This is a genomic window from Ornithinibacillus halophilus, from assembly GCF_900129485.1.
GTDB classification, from domain to species: domain Bacteria; phylum Bacillota; class Bacilli; order Bacillales; family Amphibacillaceae; genus Ornithinibacillus; species Ornithinibacillus halophilus.
Genome location: NZ_FQVW01000007.1, coordinates 35,212 through 49,480, shown reverse-complemented (window position 1 = coordinate 49,480; position 14,269 = coordinate 35,212). Strand labels below are relative to the sequence as shown.

17 protein-coding genes and 1 other RNA gene are annotated in these 14,269 nt (G+C 36.0%); 5 read left to right on the top strand and 13 right to left on the bottom strand.

The window, feature by feature from the left end; genetic code table 11:
- Positions 1 to 25 precede the first annotated feature (25 nt).
- Together BUB12_RS05195 and BUB12_RS05190 are read right to left on the bottom strand one after the other, a co-directional pair.
- Positions 26 to 466 carry a VOC family protein gene (locus BUB12_RS05195; protein ID WP_072888760.1) on the bottom strand — a complete coding sequence of 147 codons (441 nt, stop codon included), beginning with the start codon at positions 464 to 466 and terminating at the stop codon, positions 26 to 28.
- A gap of 15 nt (positions 467 to 481) precedes the next feature.
- Complete coding sequence (locus tag BUB12_RS05190; RefSeq protein ID WP_072888758.1) at positions 482 to 1,516, bottom strand: S66 family peptidase; 1,035 nt, start codon at positions 1,514 to 1,516, stop codon at positions 482 to 484.
- Positions 1,517 to 1,758: 242 nt separating this feature from the next.
- Here BUB12_RS05190 and BUB12_RS05185 point away from each other — a divergent pair, with 242 nt between their 5' ends.
- Genes BUB12_RS05185 through BUB12_RS05175 form a run of 3 tightly spaced genes read left to right on the top strand, consistent with a single transcriptional unit; the run spans position 1,759 to position 2,608 of the window.
- Positions 1,759 to 2,085 carry an ArsR/SmtB family transcription factor gene (locus BUB12_RS05185; protein ID WP_072888756.1) on the top strand — a complete coding sequence of 109 codons (327 nt, stop codon included), beginning with the start codon at positions 1,759 to 1,761 and terminating at the stop codon, positions 2,083 to 2,085.
- Between the two features lie 19 nt (positions 2,086 to 2,104).
- Positions 2,105 to 2,356 (top strand): hypothetical protein, encoded by a 252-nt coding sequence (locus tag BUB12_RS05180; protein ID WP_072888754.1) that lies wholly within the window; start codon positions 2,105 to 2,107, stop codon positions 2,354 to 2,356.
- Positions 2,357 to 2,365: 9 nt separating this feature from the next.
- On the top strand, positions 2,366 to 2,608 hold the full coding sequence (locus BUB12_RS05175; RefSeq protein WP_072888752.1) for a hypothetical protein: 243 nt from the start codon (positions 2,366 to 2,368) through the stop codon (positions 2,606 to 2,608).
- An 88-nt stretch (positions 2,609 to 2,696) separates the two neighbouring features.
- Here the strand turns inward: BUB12_RS05175 and BUB12_RS05170 are convergent, their stop codons facing one another.
- From BUB12_RS05170 to BUB12_RS05140, 7 genes are all read right to left on the bottom strand, one after another.
- Positions 2,697 to 4,967 carry a carboxypeptidase-like regulatory domain-containing protein gene (locus BUB12_RS05170; RefSeq protein WP_234982577.1) on the bottom strand — a complete coding sequence of 757 codons (2,271 nt, stop codon included), beginning with the start codon at positions 4,965 to 4,967 and terminating at the stop codon, positions 2,697 to 2,699.
- 1 nt (position 4,968) lies between these two features.
- Positions 4,969 to 5,283, bottom strand: a complete 315-nt coding sequence (locus tag BUB12_RS05165; RefSeq protein WP_072888748.1) for a hypothetical protein — start codon at positions 5,281 to 5,283, stop codon at positions 4,969 to 4,971.
- On the bottom strand, positions 5,243 to 5,809 hold the full coding sequence (locus BUB12_RS05160) for an RNA polymerase sigma factor (RefSeq protein WP_327196131.1): 567 nt from the start codon (positions 5,807 to 5,809) through the stop codon (positions 5,243 to 5,245). Before BUB12_RS05160 ends, BUB12_RS05165 begins: the two co-directional genes overlap by 41 nt.
- Before the next feature lie 338 nt (positions 5,810 to 6,147).
- Positions 6,148 to 6,447, bottom strand: a complete 300-nt coding sequence (locus tag BUB12_RS05155) for a spore coat protein (RefSeq protein ID WP_072888743.1) — start codon at positions 6,445 to 6,447, stop codon at positions 6,148 to 6,150.
- A gap of 12 nt (positions 6,448 to 6,459) precedes the next feature.
- Positions 6,460 to 6,648 carry a hypothetical protein gene (locus BUB12_RS05150; RefSeq protein WP_072888732.1) on the bottom strand — a complete coding sequence of 63 codons (189 nt, stop codon included), beginning with the start codon at positions 6,646 to 6,648 and terminating at the stop codon, positions 6,460 to 6,462.
- Positions 6,649 to 6,659: 11 nt separating this feature from the next.
- Positions 6,660 to 6,932 carry a spore coat protein gene (locus BUB12_RS05145; RefSeq protein WP_072888730.1) on the bottom strand — a complete coding sequence of 91 codons (273 nt, stop codon included), beginning with the start codon at positions 6,930 to 6,932 and terminating at the stop codon, positions 6,660 to 6,662.
- A 14-nt stretch (positions 6,933 to 6,946) separates the two neighbouring features.
- Positions 6,947 to 7,162 carry a hypothetical protein gene (locus BUB12_RS05140; protein ID WP_072888728.1) on the bottom strand — a complete coding sequence of 72 codons (216 nt, stop codon included), beginning with the start codon at positions 7,160 to 7,162 and terminating at the stop codon, positions 6,947 to 6,949.
- 124 nt (positions 7,163 to 7,286) lie between these two features.
- Here BUB12_RS05140 and BUB12_RS05135 point away from each other — a divergent pair, with 124 nt between their 5' ends.
- Positions 7,287 to 8,306, top strand: coding sequence for a TIGR00341 family protein (locus BUB12_RS05135; protein WP_072888726.1), 1,020 nt, complete (start codon positions 7,287 to 7,289; stop codon positions 8,304 to 8,306).
- A 426-nt stretch (positions 8,307 to 8,732) separates the two neighbouring features.
- Here the strand turns inward: BUB12_RS05135 and ssrA are convergent.
- Positions 8,733 to 9,072, bottom strand: a transfer-messenger RNA (tmRNA) gene (ssrA, locus tag BUB12_RS05130).
- 149 nt (positions 9,073 to 9,221) lie between these two features.
- Entirely contained in the window at positions 9,222 to 9,689 is a 468-nt protein-coding gene (gene smpB, locus BUB12_RS05125) for an SsrA-binding protein SmpB (protein ID WP_072888724.1), read from the bottom strand.
- Between the two features lie 147 nt (positions 9,690 to 9,836).
- On the opposite strand from smpB, the gene BUB12_RS05120 reads away from it, so the two are divergent.
- Positions 9,837 to 10,376 carry a hypothetical protein gene (locus tag BUB12_RS05120; RefSeq protein ID WP_072888722.1) on the top strand — a complete coding sequence of 180 codons (540 nt, stop codon included), beginning with the start codon at positions 9,837 to 9,839 and terminating at the stop codon, positions 10,374 to 10,376.
- Positions 10,377 to 10,405: 29 nt separating this feature from the next.
- On the opposite strand, the gene zupT is transcribed toward BUB12_RS05120, so the two are convergent.
- Both zupT and rnr read right to left on the bottom strand, forming a co-directional pair.
- Complete coding sequence (gene zupT, locus BUB12_RS05115; protein WP_072888720.1) at positions 10,406 to 11,215, bottom strand: zinc transporter ZupT; 810 nt, start codon at positions 11,213 to 11,215, stop codon at positions 10,406 to 10,408.
- Positions 11,216 to 12,004: 789 nt separating this feature from the next.
- Positions 12,005 to 14,236: a ribonuclease R gene (gene rnr, locus BUB12_RS05110; protein WP_072888718.1), complete on the bottom strand. Its 2,232-nt coding sequence runs from the start codon at positions 14,234 to 14,236 to the stop codon at positions 12,005 to 12,007.
- Between the last annotated feature and the right edge of the window lie 33 nt (positions 14,237 to 14,269).

Here is a 14,269-nt window from a genome sequence, read left to right as displayed (position 1 = left end):
TAAGAGTCACCGAGATTGTTTCATTTTAGTTAATAACCAACATCTCGTTCTCATCAAATTCCCAAGTTTCCCCATACGCTGCTTCCCAGTAATACCCATTAGGGTCTTGAAAATAACCACTATATCCACCCCAAAATACCTTCTGGGGTTCTTTGACAATCTTAGCGCCTGCATTCTTCGCCAATTTAAAGACCTCATCTACTTCTTCCTCAGATTTTCCATTATAAGCTAATGTAATTCCAGCAAAGCCTTGATTTAGTGCAGGAGGTGCTTCCTCACTGATGTCCTTTGCTAGTTTATCAATTTGAAAGAGTGAAATTTTAGTTCCGTTATTCTTGAAAAAGGCAACATCTGGATTTTCTTCACTTCCATATACTATTACATCGAATCCAAGACCATCACGATAAAATCGAATGGATTCTACCATATCTCTCACGCCTAAAGTAATTAAATTTAAACGATTCATTGCTCCATCTCCCTTTTAATTAGTTACTCCACTCTCTAATATTGAGAATGTGACATGTTCACAATTAATTTCTGCTAATGCCCTATACGGTAAAATAAACTTAGGTTCCGTATGGCCGAAATTTAAATTATATAAAATAGGGATATCTTCTAAACCATACTCCTTCATTACTTGTAAAATCGCTTCTTTGTATTCATTAAAGTACGTCTCATCTTTTGGTTTAGCAAAAACAATCCCATTTGCTTGTTGTAAAATTCCCATTGCTGCATAATTTCTTAGCCAGTAGCAAATTAAAGATGGATTTGGTTTTTCCTCTGATGTTTCAAAAAATAGTATTGTATTCTCCCATTGTTCCTTATTTGGCCATATTTCTGTTCCTTTTGCGAACTCTAATACCTCAATACATCCACCCATAAGCCTACCTTTTACAGTTCCCGTTCCTTGTAACAACTCATATCCTTGGTTTGGTTTCATCTTACGGCGAATGTCTTTATTACCATTTTCCCAACGAATCATTTCACTTGTCCATTCTGGTGCAGGTTTTATTTCACCTATTGGCGTTTCACTAAATAGTGTTCGATGAATCATCTCAGTAGTATAAGCATGCATTTCTACATTTTCGGCAAAGTCAGTCATAATCGCTGGTCCATAAAATGACGATAAACCTGCTTTTAGACAAAATAGATGGGAAATAGTCGTATCAGAGAATCCCATAAAAATCTTAGGATTCTTCCTCATAATTGAAAAATCAATATATGGAAGTAATCGAATACTGTCATCTCCACCGATATTTGTAATAATTCCTTTGATGGACTTGTCCTGAAATGCCTCCATCAAGTCTTCTGCACGTGCCTCAGGATGTTCATACACATAATCCGAGCCTTTTAAGCTATTTGGCATTGCGATAACCTCTAGACCAAATTCCTTTTCTAACCGTTGAACTCCTAACTCATATCTCCATCTAAGATCAGGTTCCCCTGCTCCTCCCCATGATGGACTGACTGTTGCTACTTTATCCCCTTGTTTTAATTTTTGTGGTTTAATTAACATTTTCTGTCACCTTCCTTAATTGAATATTCGACGTGAGGGAAGGAATTCCTTTTTAATCGGAGGGGGAATTCCCGAAGTTTTTGTTTTTTTACTTGAAGATGAGGAGAATTTACTTGAACATTATAGAATTTCACCGAAGTTTTCCCCATTCTCCCTGAAGTTTAGGGTGTTTTCCCCGAACATGATGTGATGTTTTACTTTCATATGTTGACTTTCAATTACACCTGTAATAAAATTATTACATGAGTATAAATAGTGGGGATTACCTATTAAAAGTTCTTGATTCATTATCAAATCCTTATCGATTAAAGATTATTTCTATTTTGTATGAGGAAAGAAAGTACGTTAGCCAGCTAGCAAGAGAGTTAGGGATTAGCCGACCATTACTATATTTACATTTGCAGCGGCTAGAAGAGGCAAATTTAATAAAGGGGGATTATGAAGTTTCCGAGAAAGGGAAAACAATGAAATACTTTGAAGTAAATTCTTTTAACCTAACTCTTAACCCTGAATTGATCAATATACTAGCTAATAGTTTAACGTTAAAAAAACAAAAAGAGAAAGATTGAGTTTGAGAGGAGTGTTTTTATGTCTACTTTTCATGTTGGGGATATGATTATTCAGTTAGTATTCTTTTTAATCACGCTGTTACCAATAATTTTGCTCATAGTCGGGATTGTGTATTTAATTCGCTTTGTAAAACGAGCAGAACAACGTGCCGATGAAAGGTTACAACTAGATAAGGAAAATGCAACATTTCAAAAAGAACAAACAAAAGTAATTAGTGAATTAAATAACCGATTAGGTTCAATTGAAAAAGTTCTAAAGGATGTAGAATAGGGGGATATGATGGAGACATTTTCCATTTTTGGATTACTAATTAGTTTAATATTATTCTTACTTCCAATTGCCTTAATCATTGTTGCAATTGTCTATGGAGTAAAGATTTTGAAACGCGCTGAACGACGTGCAGATGAGCGACTAAAGATTGACAAAGAGAACTCTAATTATCAAAAACAACAACTGAATGAAATAAATGAGCTAAACAATCGAATTACAACTATTGAAAAGTTACTTAAGGATGTGGAGTAACTGTTAGGTGGGATTATGGAGGCATTGAGGAAAATAGAGGAATGAGGTTTCACCTAAATTTTCAAAGGGTCCCTCATTCCTCTAATTCCTAATTATCGACTCGTTTAAGTGCCATAACAAAATCCTTCATTGTTTCTTCTTCTGTTGAACTTAACCATTCATCAATATCTCTATCTACACCTTGAAAATACATTTCCAACACTTTTCTTAATTGCTGCTGATATTCTGGTACCTCTTGCCTCTCTTTTTCCATATGTGAAATGATCTGAACCCAATCAGTTCTCTGTTCTCTATATCCAATATATGATCGGTCTGGGTATTCTTCTGCAATTTTCAAGACATTTTCGAAGGAACTACCGATGTATAATTCTGCAGCTAGCCAGTTCCCGACAAACCTGTGACTATTATCTTTTTTCATTGCTTCTTTAAATAGTGGGATAGAATCCTCTACTTTTCCTTGTTTCAGTAACGCACTAGCACGGTTACCTTGGTTATAACTTGATAAATCAGGTCTGTTAACCGAATCCATATATCTTTCATACCAACGATTATAGCTATCCCAAGAATTTCTACTATAATAATAATCTGCAACGTCATATATATAGTCAGGACTTCCTGTTCTTTCTGCTAATTCTTTTGTATAAGGTAGTGCAAGTTTCTGGCGAGAATCAAAAGTACCATCTCCTTTAATTCCTATTAACCTTGGTATCATTTGGAGGCTATGGATATCATCTGGATTTTCTTCATATTTCTCTATATACATTTCTAACGCTTGTTCTACCTTTCCATCAAGGAGCAACTGATCTGCCTCAGTTAATTCACGTCCTTTCAAGTTAAAGAAAGGTAAATTACCAATAGTTTTCTCTTGTAGTCTATAACCATTACTACGGGTAATAAGTTTCCCATCTTTAGTGTAGGCTTCTACAGACCACGAGATTTGATTATGAGGATTCATAAAACCTAGAACTGAGTGTGCATACTTGTAATCTTCCTCATCTCCCATCAAAATACCAACTCTTTTATTATATATTTCTTCAACAGGAACTTTTGTCTCATTTCCAGAAATATACTCTTTAAAACCAACACTAACTCCACCACCTGATTCATATTGCAGACCTAAGTTTAGATTATAATAATCTGCTCCTTCTACCTCTTCCCATGCAAAATGAACGTCATGGTCTGTAATATTTTGGTTATTAATAGGACGCTTAATTTCAATCAATGGTTGAAGTGTTACACTATATTTAATATCCTCAGAACCATCAATAACAATCCAATCATCCCTATCCACTGGCCACGTATATCCATCAATATCTTCAAACATTAAACCAATGAAAACCTGATAACTCCCTGGGACAACACCTTCAATTTCAAACATTCCATTCTCATCCGTTAAAACTTGATAAGGTTCGTCATCACCAATACTTCGATTAACTAGATTTTCTTCACGTAAAAAGACGCCTGCATTTTCTATTGGTCTACCATCTTCTCTTATAACCTGACCACTTACATTTACGATAGATTGAGAACCATTACTTAGTTCTCTTTCTAATCTTCTTTTTAGAGATTCCATTTGTTCGTAGACAATTGTATTTTCGATTTTATCATTTATAGGTAAATCGATATCTTCTTCAGCCCATTCTTCTCTTTCCTGTGCCCAATGTGACTCATATTCCTCCATTGCATCCATTAATTCTTCATAACCTTCTTCTAATCGACCTTCTCTCACGATAATCTCTGCTTTTAGTGTTGTTACTTCGGCTCGAACATAGTAATCATCTGAAGTAGTTGAATTATTCATTTCCTCAATATATTCTTTGGCTTTATCAAAATCAGAGTAACTCATAGCTAATTTAATTCGTTTTATCATTAGCTCATTCCAGAAACCGAGATGTTGGCTTGGAGCGAAACGATCCGCAGTGTTTAATAACACTTCTTCTGCTTTTTCAGGATTATTTTCTCTTAAATAGTAAGAAGCTATTTCCTGTGCAACAGTAGCTAAATACCCATTGATTGGTCCATTTTCAACGTAATCTTGAAGATATGGTAATTTTTCTTTCCAGGTAAATCGTGTTCCTTCAACTCTGGTTCCTCCATGCCACATGGAAGGACCTACATATAAATCGAAGCGATTGGTTATGTCTCCATCAATCATATATTCTTGGATTTTTTCCCATCTCTGTGACGGCAAAATTGTACTATCAATAGCTTCCATTAGTTGGGCTTTTCCCTCAGCTTCTCCATTAGCTAATTTTTTTTCGGCAACATACAATTCTATTTGAGGTAAAACTACAACAGATAGTAGAAAAACCAATACTACCATCGCTGCTACTGTGAGTACGAGGTGCTTAACCTTCATTCTAATCTTCATATTTGCCCATCACCTTCTCTAACTCATCCTTCCAATATGTGTTACCAGCAATCTCAACTAATTCTTTATCTTCATACATGCGATCATTGTTGAAAATATCCTTATACCCATAACCAAATAACATTAATACAAATACTGCACCAACAGGTAGGAGAGGGATATCGATTTCTTTATTCCACAATTTAGAAAGCTTCTGCTTCCATGTTGTTGGATACGCTTTATCAAGTACTTCTTCTTGTTTGTTAAAATGGATATTTTGTAATTCATGATCGAGCTGATTTTTGAATCTTTTCTTCTCGTTCATTAAAACCTTCCTCTCCTTCCATTAATAATTCTTTTAATAAGAGACGTCCTCTCTTCAATCGTGACTTAACCGTATTTCCCTTCGAATTTGTATAACTAGCAATCTCTGGTATTTTAAGTTCGTTAAAATAGAATAATGTAATAACCTCACGATACTTGTAATCTAGCTTCTGAATCGCATGGCTTAAATTCTGATTCCATACTAAGTCCATTAATTCTTCTTCTGGACTCGGTGCCCCTTCATCTTCTTTGATTCTTTCAACTGTATCGAAGTTTAGAAAGATATTTTTCCAACTCCATTTTCTCATTTGCGATCGACATCGATTAAGAACAATGGTGGTGAGCCAGCTTTTTAACTTATCCGCCTCATCTAACTGCTCAATTTTATCAAATGCCGTAATAAACGTATCTTGCACAGCTTCCTCAGCTGTTTGATGATCCTTCAATAAAAGATACGCCGTTCGGATGAGATAATCTCCATACTCGTTCATTAATTCTTGAAGTGCACTTTCTTCTTTTCTCTTCAACCTGTCGACAAGGCACAAGCTAGCTCCCCTCCCTCCTTAATACTTAGATGCAGTCTAATTAAAAAAGGTTGCAATTAAGATTAGGTTTTTCTAACTAAATTTACCGAAATTTCATTCTATAGTTCATAGTAACATAAAGTGAAACTTCAATCAGTGGGGGTTTTCTTTTATCCCCCACTGATTGTTAGTTGAATCGAATCGGACATTTACGGGCAGTTTATCCCCCACTTATCCTCTTTGGCTGCGCCTCATAGTATTCTCGTTTAGGGTATTACTGCCCGTTACATGCGGGGTTAAAAAGAGAGCTGATTTTCTTATAAAATCGCTCTCCTTTTTTATTAATTATTCGCTAGATTTAATGCCGTATCAGCTGTTTTAAGATTTAACTCAAGTTGTTTTTTCGTATCATTAGGATAATAATATCCATTGTCAATCATGTAATTCGTCATTTGTTCATGAAAATCAATTGCCTCATCTAATTGTTTAGTTAATGTTTCTCTGACCGCTGGACTAGCAGTTTCTGTTATTGCCAAAGCATAATTTCTTACTTCAGACTTAGCAGCAATTAAAATATCGGTAGCAATGACTTGATCCGTTAAATCAGTCATTCCCGTTAATTTTTCTATAAACTTGTTCACGAGGAATCCTCCTTAATTTAGATGACTCTTCAACTCTTCAAGATGACGTGTGTGCATCATTGCATCTTGCTCCATTAATCCTTTTAACGTTTCATCGGTTACAAGTGCCTTCATAACAGATGCTTTTGTTAGACATAGACTTTTAAATGACATAATTTCTTGTAATTCCAATGATTCATGAACACCTAAATTATCTTGCATATTATCACCTCTCACTGTTTTAATGCTTCATTACCATAATCTACATCATTTGAAATTTGCGCTTGCACGTTATATGCATCATAGATTCCTTTCTCATGTAAATAGTTATAAATTTGTCCATGTTGTTTAATAGCACTTTTTAACTCTTTCTTTAAAAATGTTCGTATCTCAGAGGAAGTTGTTTCTGTTAATGCTGTTGCTATATCTTTAATTGCAGCTTTTGATTCAAATAACATATCCGATGCAATCGCTTGATCGGTAAAACTTAATTCCTTATTTGCCATACCTATTTCTCCTTTTACTGTAAAAATTGGTTTGTAGCCTTGTTAAGTAATTCTTGCATTTCTGTAATGCATTTCTCTCCTTGCAGTATGCTTTCACTTACTATGTTTTTAAGCTGAGGATCCTGTGCCATATCCAATCGTTTTTTTGATTGGGTAAGGCAAGATATTTTAAAACTCGTTAATTCTCTAAAGTCGGTAATTTCATGTACTCCAAAATTCTGGCTTTCCATTTTGCTTACACCTCCATTACTTATAGTTTTCATTTTAAAGTGTAATTTATCCTATGATGAGTATTTTTATATGAGTTGAATTGGAAAGACTATATAGTAATCATTAATTAATGGAGTGAGATGGGTGGATATCCAATTAATTGAGGCGTATGTTCCTAATAAATTTTTTGAGAAAGTCGATGGTTCCCTAAAGGAATTTCCACATATGTCCTATTGGGTTTCATTAGAATCAAAGGAAAGGAAATTAATTCGTGTATTAGTAGAAACAAAAAATACCGAGGAAATCCTCAATTACTTTGAAGAGATATCAAATGTAGTTGATGGCTTTGAAGTATTACTTTTTCCGGTGCAGACGTATATCAGGAGGTCAACTGATGAGGAAGAAGAGAAAAAAAGAGTCGATTCAGATGATGAAGACGAAAATAAGCTCCAAAGGGCAAGCCGTCAAGAATTATTAGGAAACATTAAAAAATCAAGTCATATTACTATAACGTATACATTGTTAGTGATTATTTCTGCGGTCGTAGTAACAATTGGATTCATTCAAAATAGTCAAGCCGTTATTATAGGTGCAATGGTTATCGCACCTATGCTTGGACCAACAATAGCTATCGCATTTTCTTCCATCCTGGGTGAATTCCAATTATTAAGAAGTTCCTTTACAACTCTATCTTTTGCAATTTTAATTGTGATAGGAATTTCAATATTGTTTACCTTTTTCTTTCCCGTCCCATTGGAAAGTAGTGAATTCTATACCAGAACCCATGTAAACATATCTGATATCGTATTGGCTTTAGCATCAGGAACAGCTGGTGCACTATCTATTCTAAATCGTTTACCTGGTTCGTTAGTTGGAGTAATGGTTGCTGTTGCCCTTTTACCTCCTACCGTAGTTTTGGGCATGACAATTGGTTCTGGGATGTGGCAAGAGGCATATGGTTCAGGACTTCTCCTACTTGGGAATATCACTTCTGTTATTTTAGCTGCAATTACAGTATTCTCGTTAAGTGGCATTCGCCCGGTTAAATGGGATGAAGTGGACCGAGCTAAAACATCACGAAAACTTTCAATAGTATTTGTTAGTGTAATTATTATTTTACTTATTATTGCAATATTATTTAGTCAGCACGTGGATTTGGTATAAAATGAAACTTTATTTTTTCACGTAGAATTAGAAAAAGCACTGCTCCATTAAATTAAGAGCAGTGCTTTGATTGATTGAAAATAAAAAACCACCAATTATGTATTGGTGGAGACGGTGGGACGTGCTATTCCATGCTTTCGTCATGGCACTGACTATATCTTGAACCTGTCTAACCAGGTCCCCCGGCGTATTATACAGAATTTATATTTGCTTAGAAAGCAGCATCCTGTATCCTAGTACTACCTTGAAGGCAGCCTATAAGTCGATACACGGCTGTTGGATTGCTCCACATACCGCTCGGCATTGCCCTATTGCTTTAAGGGATGATCAAAAAGTATTCTAATGAACATTCACTTTATGCAACTTAGGTTTCACCGATAAAGCCGGATTTTCACTTTTGTGTTACCACAAAAGGCGACTAATTACTAATCGAACCCACGTCCAGAGATATTGCCACTTAGGCTTCTACACGTGTAGTTGGTATATTATCATTCGCTATCCCTACAGCCTACCAACAGGCTTTCGGGTAGCTAGTCTGATTGGTTTCCCAAATCATCCTCAGACGGTGGATGACAGGATAGCCTGCTAAAGTTGAGACCCTTCAATCTGCCACACAGGCAATAGCAGGAAGGATCTGCTTACGACTGCTTACGCAGCGAAAGCAAAGTTGTTGTTTTCTTTGCCAGTTATATTTAGGCGAATAACGTTTTACGAGCCGTAACCTCGACGCGCAACCTAAGCTCAACCTACCCCTGTCGAATCCGTAACGCCCCCATATAAGAGAAACGCTCAAGATAGTATCGAGCTTCATAAGCAAGTTGTTCACTCGCTTACTACAATTCTTATTATAGCATACATACATAATCTTTCAAGGTGTTGTCAAATTTAACGACTTGGTAGTTTCCACCAGAATTACTATCTCATGGAATCTTTGATTGCTCGGTCAATGTCTCGCTTCATTTGTTTTTTCTTCAAGTCCTCACGTTTGTCATATTTCTTCTTACCTTTACCTAGGCCAATTAATACTTTTGCAAACCCATTTTTTATATAAATCTTTAACGGCACTAAGGCATAACCTTGTTGTTGTGTTAGTCCAATTAATTTATCAATTTCTTTCCTGTGTAAAAGAAGCTTTCTAGATCTTGTAGGATCATGATTGAATCGATTTCCTTGTTCATACTCAGATATATGCAAGTTAACGAGTTGCACTTCTCCTCTTCGGTCAATTCTGGCATGGGAATCTTTTAAATTCACTCTACCAGCACGAAGCGATTTTATTTCCGTACCTTTTAATACAATCCCTGCTTCATACGTATCTTCTATAAAATAATCATGTGATGCTTTTTTATTTTGTGCAATCACTTTCCCTTGACCTTTTGGCATAACGCTTTCCTCCTGTTTCTTCCGTGCCTTCTATTGTATCAAATAAACGCATATATTCCAATTGAGGTATTGCTAAAAAAATCATCCACAATTAAAGGAGTTTAAACTATTAATGGAGAAATCATATGGTAGATTGGAGGTTTAAAAATGGAAGAGAATAAAATTGCGAAGATTTTATACATCATAGGGATTTCTATCATGGTTTTAGGAGTTATCGTTGCTTTTGCATTATCGACTACACAACTTAATACTTACAATACGTTCTTTGGCGACGTCCACGTTGGATTTAGTTTCACTAGTTTTTTATTCACCTTAATTTCATATTTTGTGATTGGTATGATTTTTATTGGATTTTCGGAAGTCATTAAGCTATTGCACTCATTAAATCATAAAATTCCAGGAGAAAAAAAGATTTCAATCAACAAAAATGAAGGTAAAGTTACACCACCGGTAAAAAGAAATATGGATGTTGGTTGGACAGTAGATGAAGCTGAGCAGAATAAAATAACGGATTACTTTGAAAATGAAGTGGTCGAGGACATTATTCCTACATATTTAGAGGGACATTGCATTGTTAAACTAAGTAAAGAACCAGATTTAAAAATCATTGATATAAGTGGTTTTGGCGTGAAAGAAGTAACAGATGAACAGTTAAAAGACCAATTAATTGCATGGTATCAATCATAAAAAAATGTAGCCTGACTCAGGCTACATTTTTATATTAATAATAATAGACTAACTGCCATAACAGCCATCCCACTGATTAAACCGTAAATCGATACGTGAGCTTCATCATATTTTTTAGCTGCCGGTAATAATTCATCTAGTGATATGAACACCATTATCCCAGCAACTGCTGCAAAGATGACACCAAACATAACTTCAGTTAAAAATGGCATTAATATTAAGAATGCTACGATTGCACCAACTGGTTCTGCTAAACCTGATAAGAAAGAGAATTTAAAAGCTTTTTTCTTACTATTAGTTGCATAATAAATAGGAACAGATACGGCGATCCCCTCTGGAATATTATGAATTGCAATAGCTATAGCAATCGCAAAACCTAAAGCAGGATCCTGTAAAGTTGAAATAAAAGTTGCAATTCCTTCTGGGAAGTTGTGTATTCCAATTGCTAATGCTGTGAATACTCCCATTTTCATTAAATCAGCATCTTTTGTGACATGCCCATTTTTCTTCATATCTTCTACTTTTTTCAGTTCATGAGGGTTTGATTGAGTCGGTATGAATCGATCGATAAGTGCTATGAAAAGCATTCCGGCAAAAAATGAACCTACAGTTAACCATGAGCCACTAACCTCACCTAGTTCGGAAACTAACGATTCCTTTGCTTTGAAAAAAATATCAACCATTGAAACATAAATCATAACACCTGCTGAAAAACCTAAAGCAAAGGATAAGAATTTCGTATTAGTGGTTTTTGCAAAAAAGGCTAGCAAACTACCTATCCCAGTAGCCAAACCAGCAAATAACGTAAACAAGAAAGCCAGTATCAATTCTTGACTCATTCTGTTTTTCTCCTTTGTTGTATATATTAACGAATGTTTACTCGAGGAAACATTTTAGGTATAGGTTTATTTTAATCCCAGTTTTTCAGGATTGCAACTATTTCTTTTTAACTTTTTAACAATTTAAATGATTATTTATTATTTCTTAGGATTTTTTCTTAGTATATACTCTTTTCTGATGTATATTTCTTAGTTTTCGGGTGAATTTGATTGCTGATGTGACTTGAAAAGGTATCGAGACCACCTCTCGATTACTGTAAACAGCCTTTTTCCTTCGCTTCCGGCATCGAGACCACCTATCGATTACCGTAGACTGCCTTTTCCTTTCGCTTCCGGCATCGAGAGCACCTATCGATTACCGTAGACATCCCTTTGCGCTCGCTTCCGGCATCGAGACCACCTCTCGTTTACCGTAGACAGTCCTTTTCCTTCGCTTCCGGTATCGAGAGCACCTGTCGATTACCGTAGACAGACTCTTTCCTTCGCTTCCGGCATCGAGATCACCTCTCGTTTACCGTAGACATCCCTTTGCGCTCGCTTCCGGCATCGAGACCAACTCTCGTTTACCGTAGACTGCCTTTTCCTTTCGCTTCCGGCATCGAGACCACCTCTCGATTACCTTAGACAGTCTTTTTCATTCGCTTCCGGCATCGAGATCACCTCTCGATTACTGTAAACATCACTAAAACCCAGCTAGAGTCATCGACAAGCACAGTCCCTCAATAAAACAAGACTAACTCCGTATTTTCAAATACAGAATTAGTCTATGCTCTGGGCGGAAGGATGTGCCTATCTTCTTTTCTTCTTTTTCTTGTTCACTTTTTTAGCTTTTATTGCATTATTATTATCCATTACTGCATTTGCTTGCTTTTTCGTTGCTCTAGTACCGCCTGAAACCATTTCAAAGTCGACTACATGTTCTTCTACATTCACTCCGGTTACTTTTACCCGAACTGCTTGTCCGATGCGATACATATTCCCTGTACGCTCACCAATCATTGCATAATGTCGTTCATCAAAATGATAATAGTCATCTGTTAAATAACTTACGTGGACGAGTCCTTCAATTGTATTTTCTAACTCAACAAATAGACCGAAGCTGGTCACAGAACTAATGACACCATCGAATTCCTCACCGATTTTATCTTGCATAAATTCAGCTTTCTTAAGGTCATCCGTATCTCTTTCTGCATCAACAGCTGTTCTCTCTTGTTCTGATGAATGTCTTGCGATTTCTGGTAGTGCTTCTTTCCAATGCTTAATTGTATCGCTATCCATCTTTTTATTTACTAAGTAAGTACGGATTAATCGATGAACAATTAAATCCGGGTAACGACGAATTGGAGAAGTGAAATGCGTATAAAATTCTGTTGCCAACCCAAAGTGTCCGACGCTCTGCGGATCATATTTCGCTTGTTTCATGGAGCGTAACATTAATTTTGAAATAATCATTTCTTCTGGTTTTCCTTGCACCTCGTCTAAAACCTTTTGCAGTGCTTGTGGATGTACTTCATTTGCTGTTCCTTTAACCACATATCCAAGTCCTGCTAAAAATTCAAAGAAGTGCTGTAGTTTTCCTTCATCTGGATCTTCATGAATACGATGGATAAAGGGAACATCCATCCAATGGAAATGTTCGGCTACTGTTTCATTTGCTGCCAACATAAATTCTTCGATTAATCGCTCAGCAACGGAACGCTCTCGAAGGACAACATCTGTTGCTTTTCCTTCATCATCCACCAAGACCTTGGCTTCCTTGAAATCGAAATCAATTGCACCTCTACCCATACGCTTATTACGTAAAATAGAAGCTAATTTTTCCATGTCTTCAAACATTGGTACGAGCGTTTTATAACGATCCCTTGTTTCTTCATCTTTATCAACTAAAATCTTATTTACATTTTTATAGGTCATTCTTTCCGTTGTTTTAATAACACTTTGGAAAATTTCGTGATTGACAACTTTACCAGCTGCATCAATCTCCATCTCACAACCTAATGTTAGTCGGTCGACTTGAGGATTCAAGGAACAAATTCCATTTGAAAGGCGATGTGGAATCATCGGAATAACACGATCGACTAAATAAACACTAGTCCCTCTTTCAAACGCTTCTTTATCAATAGGGGAACTTTCTCTGACATAGTAACTAACATCAGCAATATAAACCCCAAGTTTAAAATTACCATTGTCTAGACGTTTAACCGTAACAGCATCATCGAGGTCTTTCGCATCTTCACCATCGATAGTGACGATTACTTCATCACGCAAATCACGTCGGTTTTCTAATTCTTCCTCTGAAATTGAATCAGGAGTGTTTGTGGCATGTTCAAGTACTTCATCAGGGAAATCGATTTTGATGCCATGTTTATAAATAATCGATATAATATCGATTCCAGGGTCATTTTTATGACCTAGTATTTGAGTAATTTCGCCTTCAGCACTCATTCTTGCTTCAGGATACTTCGTTATTTTCGCAATAACTTTATGGCCATCTACTGCACCATTCATTTTACTTTTAGGAATAAAAATATCATTTGGGATACGCTTATCATCAGCGATTACAAAACCAAATGCTCTATTATCTTCAAATGTTCCCACTACTTCAGTTACAGCTCTCTCCAAAATACGGATGACGGTTCCCTCTGGACGATTTCCGTCTGAGTCCATTTTCTCTAGGCGCACTAATACTTTATCATTGTTCATCGCAGAGGCAAGGTCTGAATGATGAATATAAACATCGGTTTGGTCTTCATCATCCGGAATTAAAAATGCAAAGCCTTTCGCATGCATTTGAATTCGTCCTCGGATTAGGTTCATCTTTTCTGGTAGTCCAAAGCGATTTTTACGGGTTCTAACTAACTCTCCTCGATGCTCAAGTTCATTTAAAGCCTTTACTAACTCTTTAAATTCAACAGCATCTTCTAATTCTAATGCTTCCTCAATATCATGGACAGCTAATGGTTTGGTTCCATGATTATCAAAAAAATCTTTCAATATCTCTATCATTTCATTTTGTTCCATTTAGTCTGTCACCTACTTTCCTCTTTATATTAT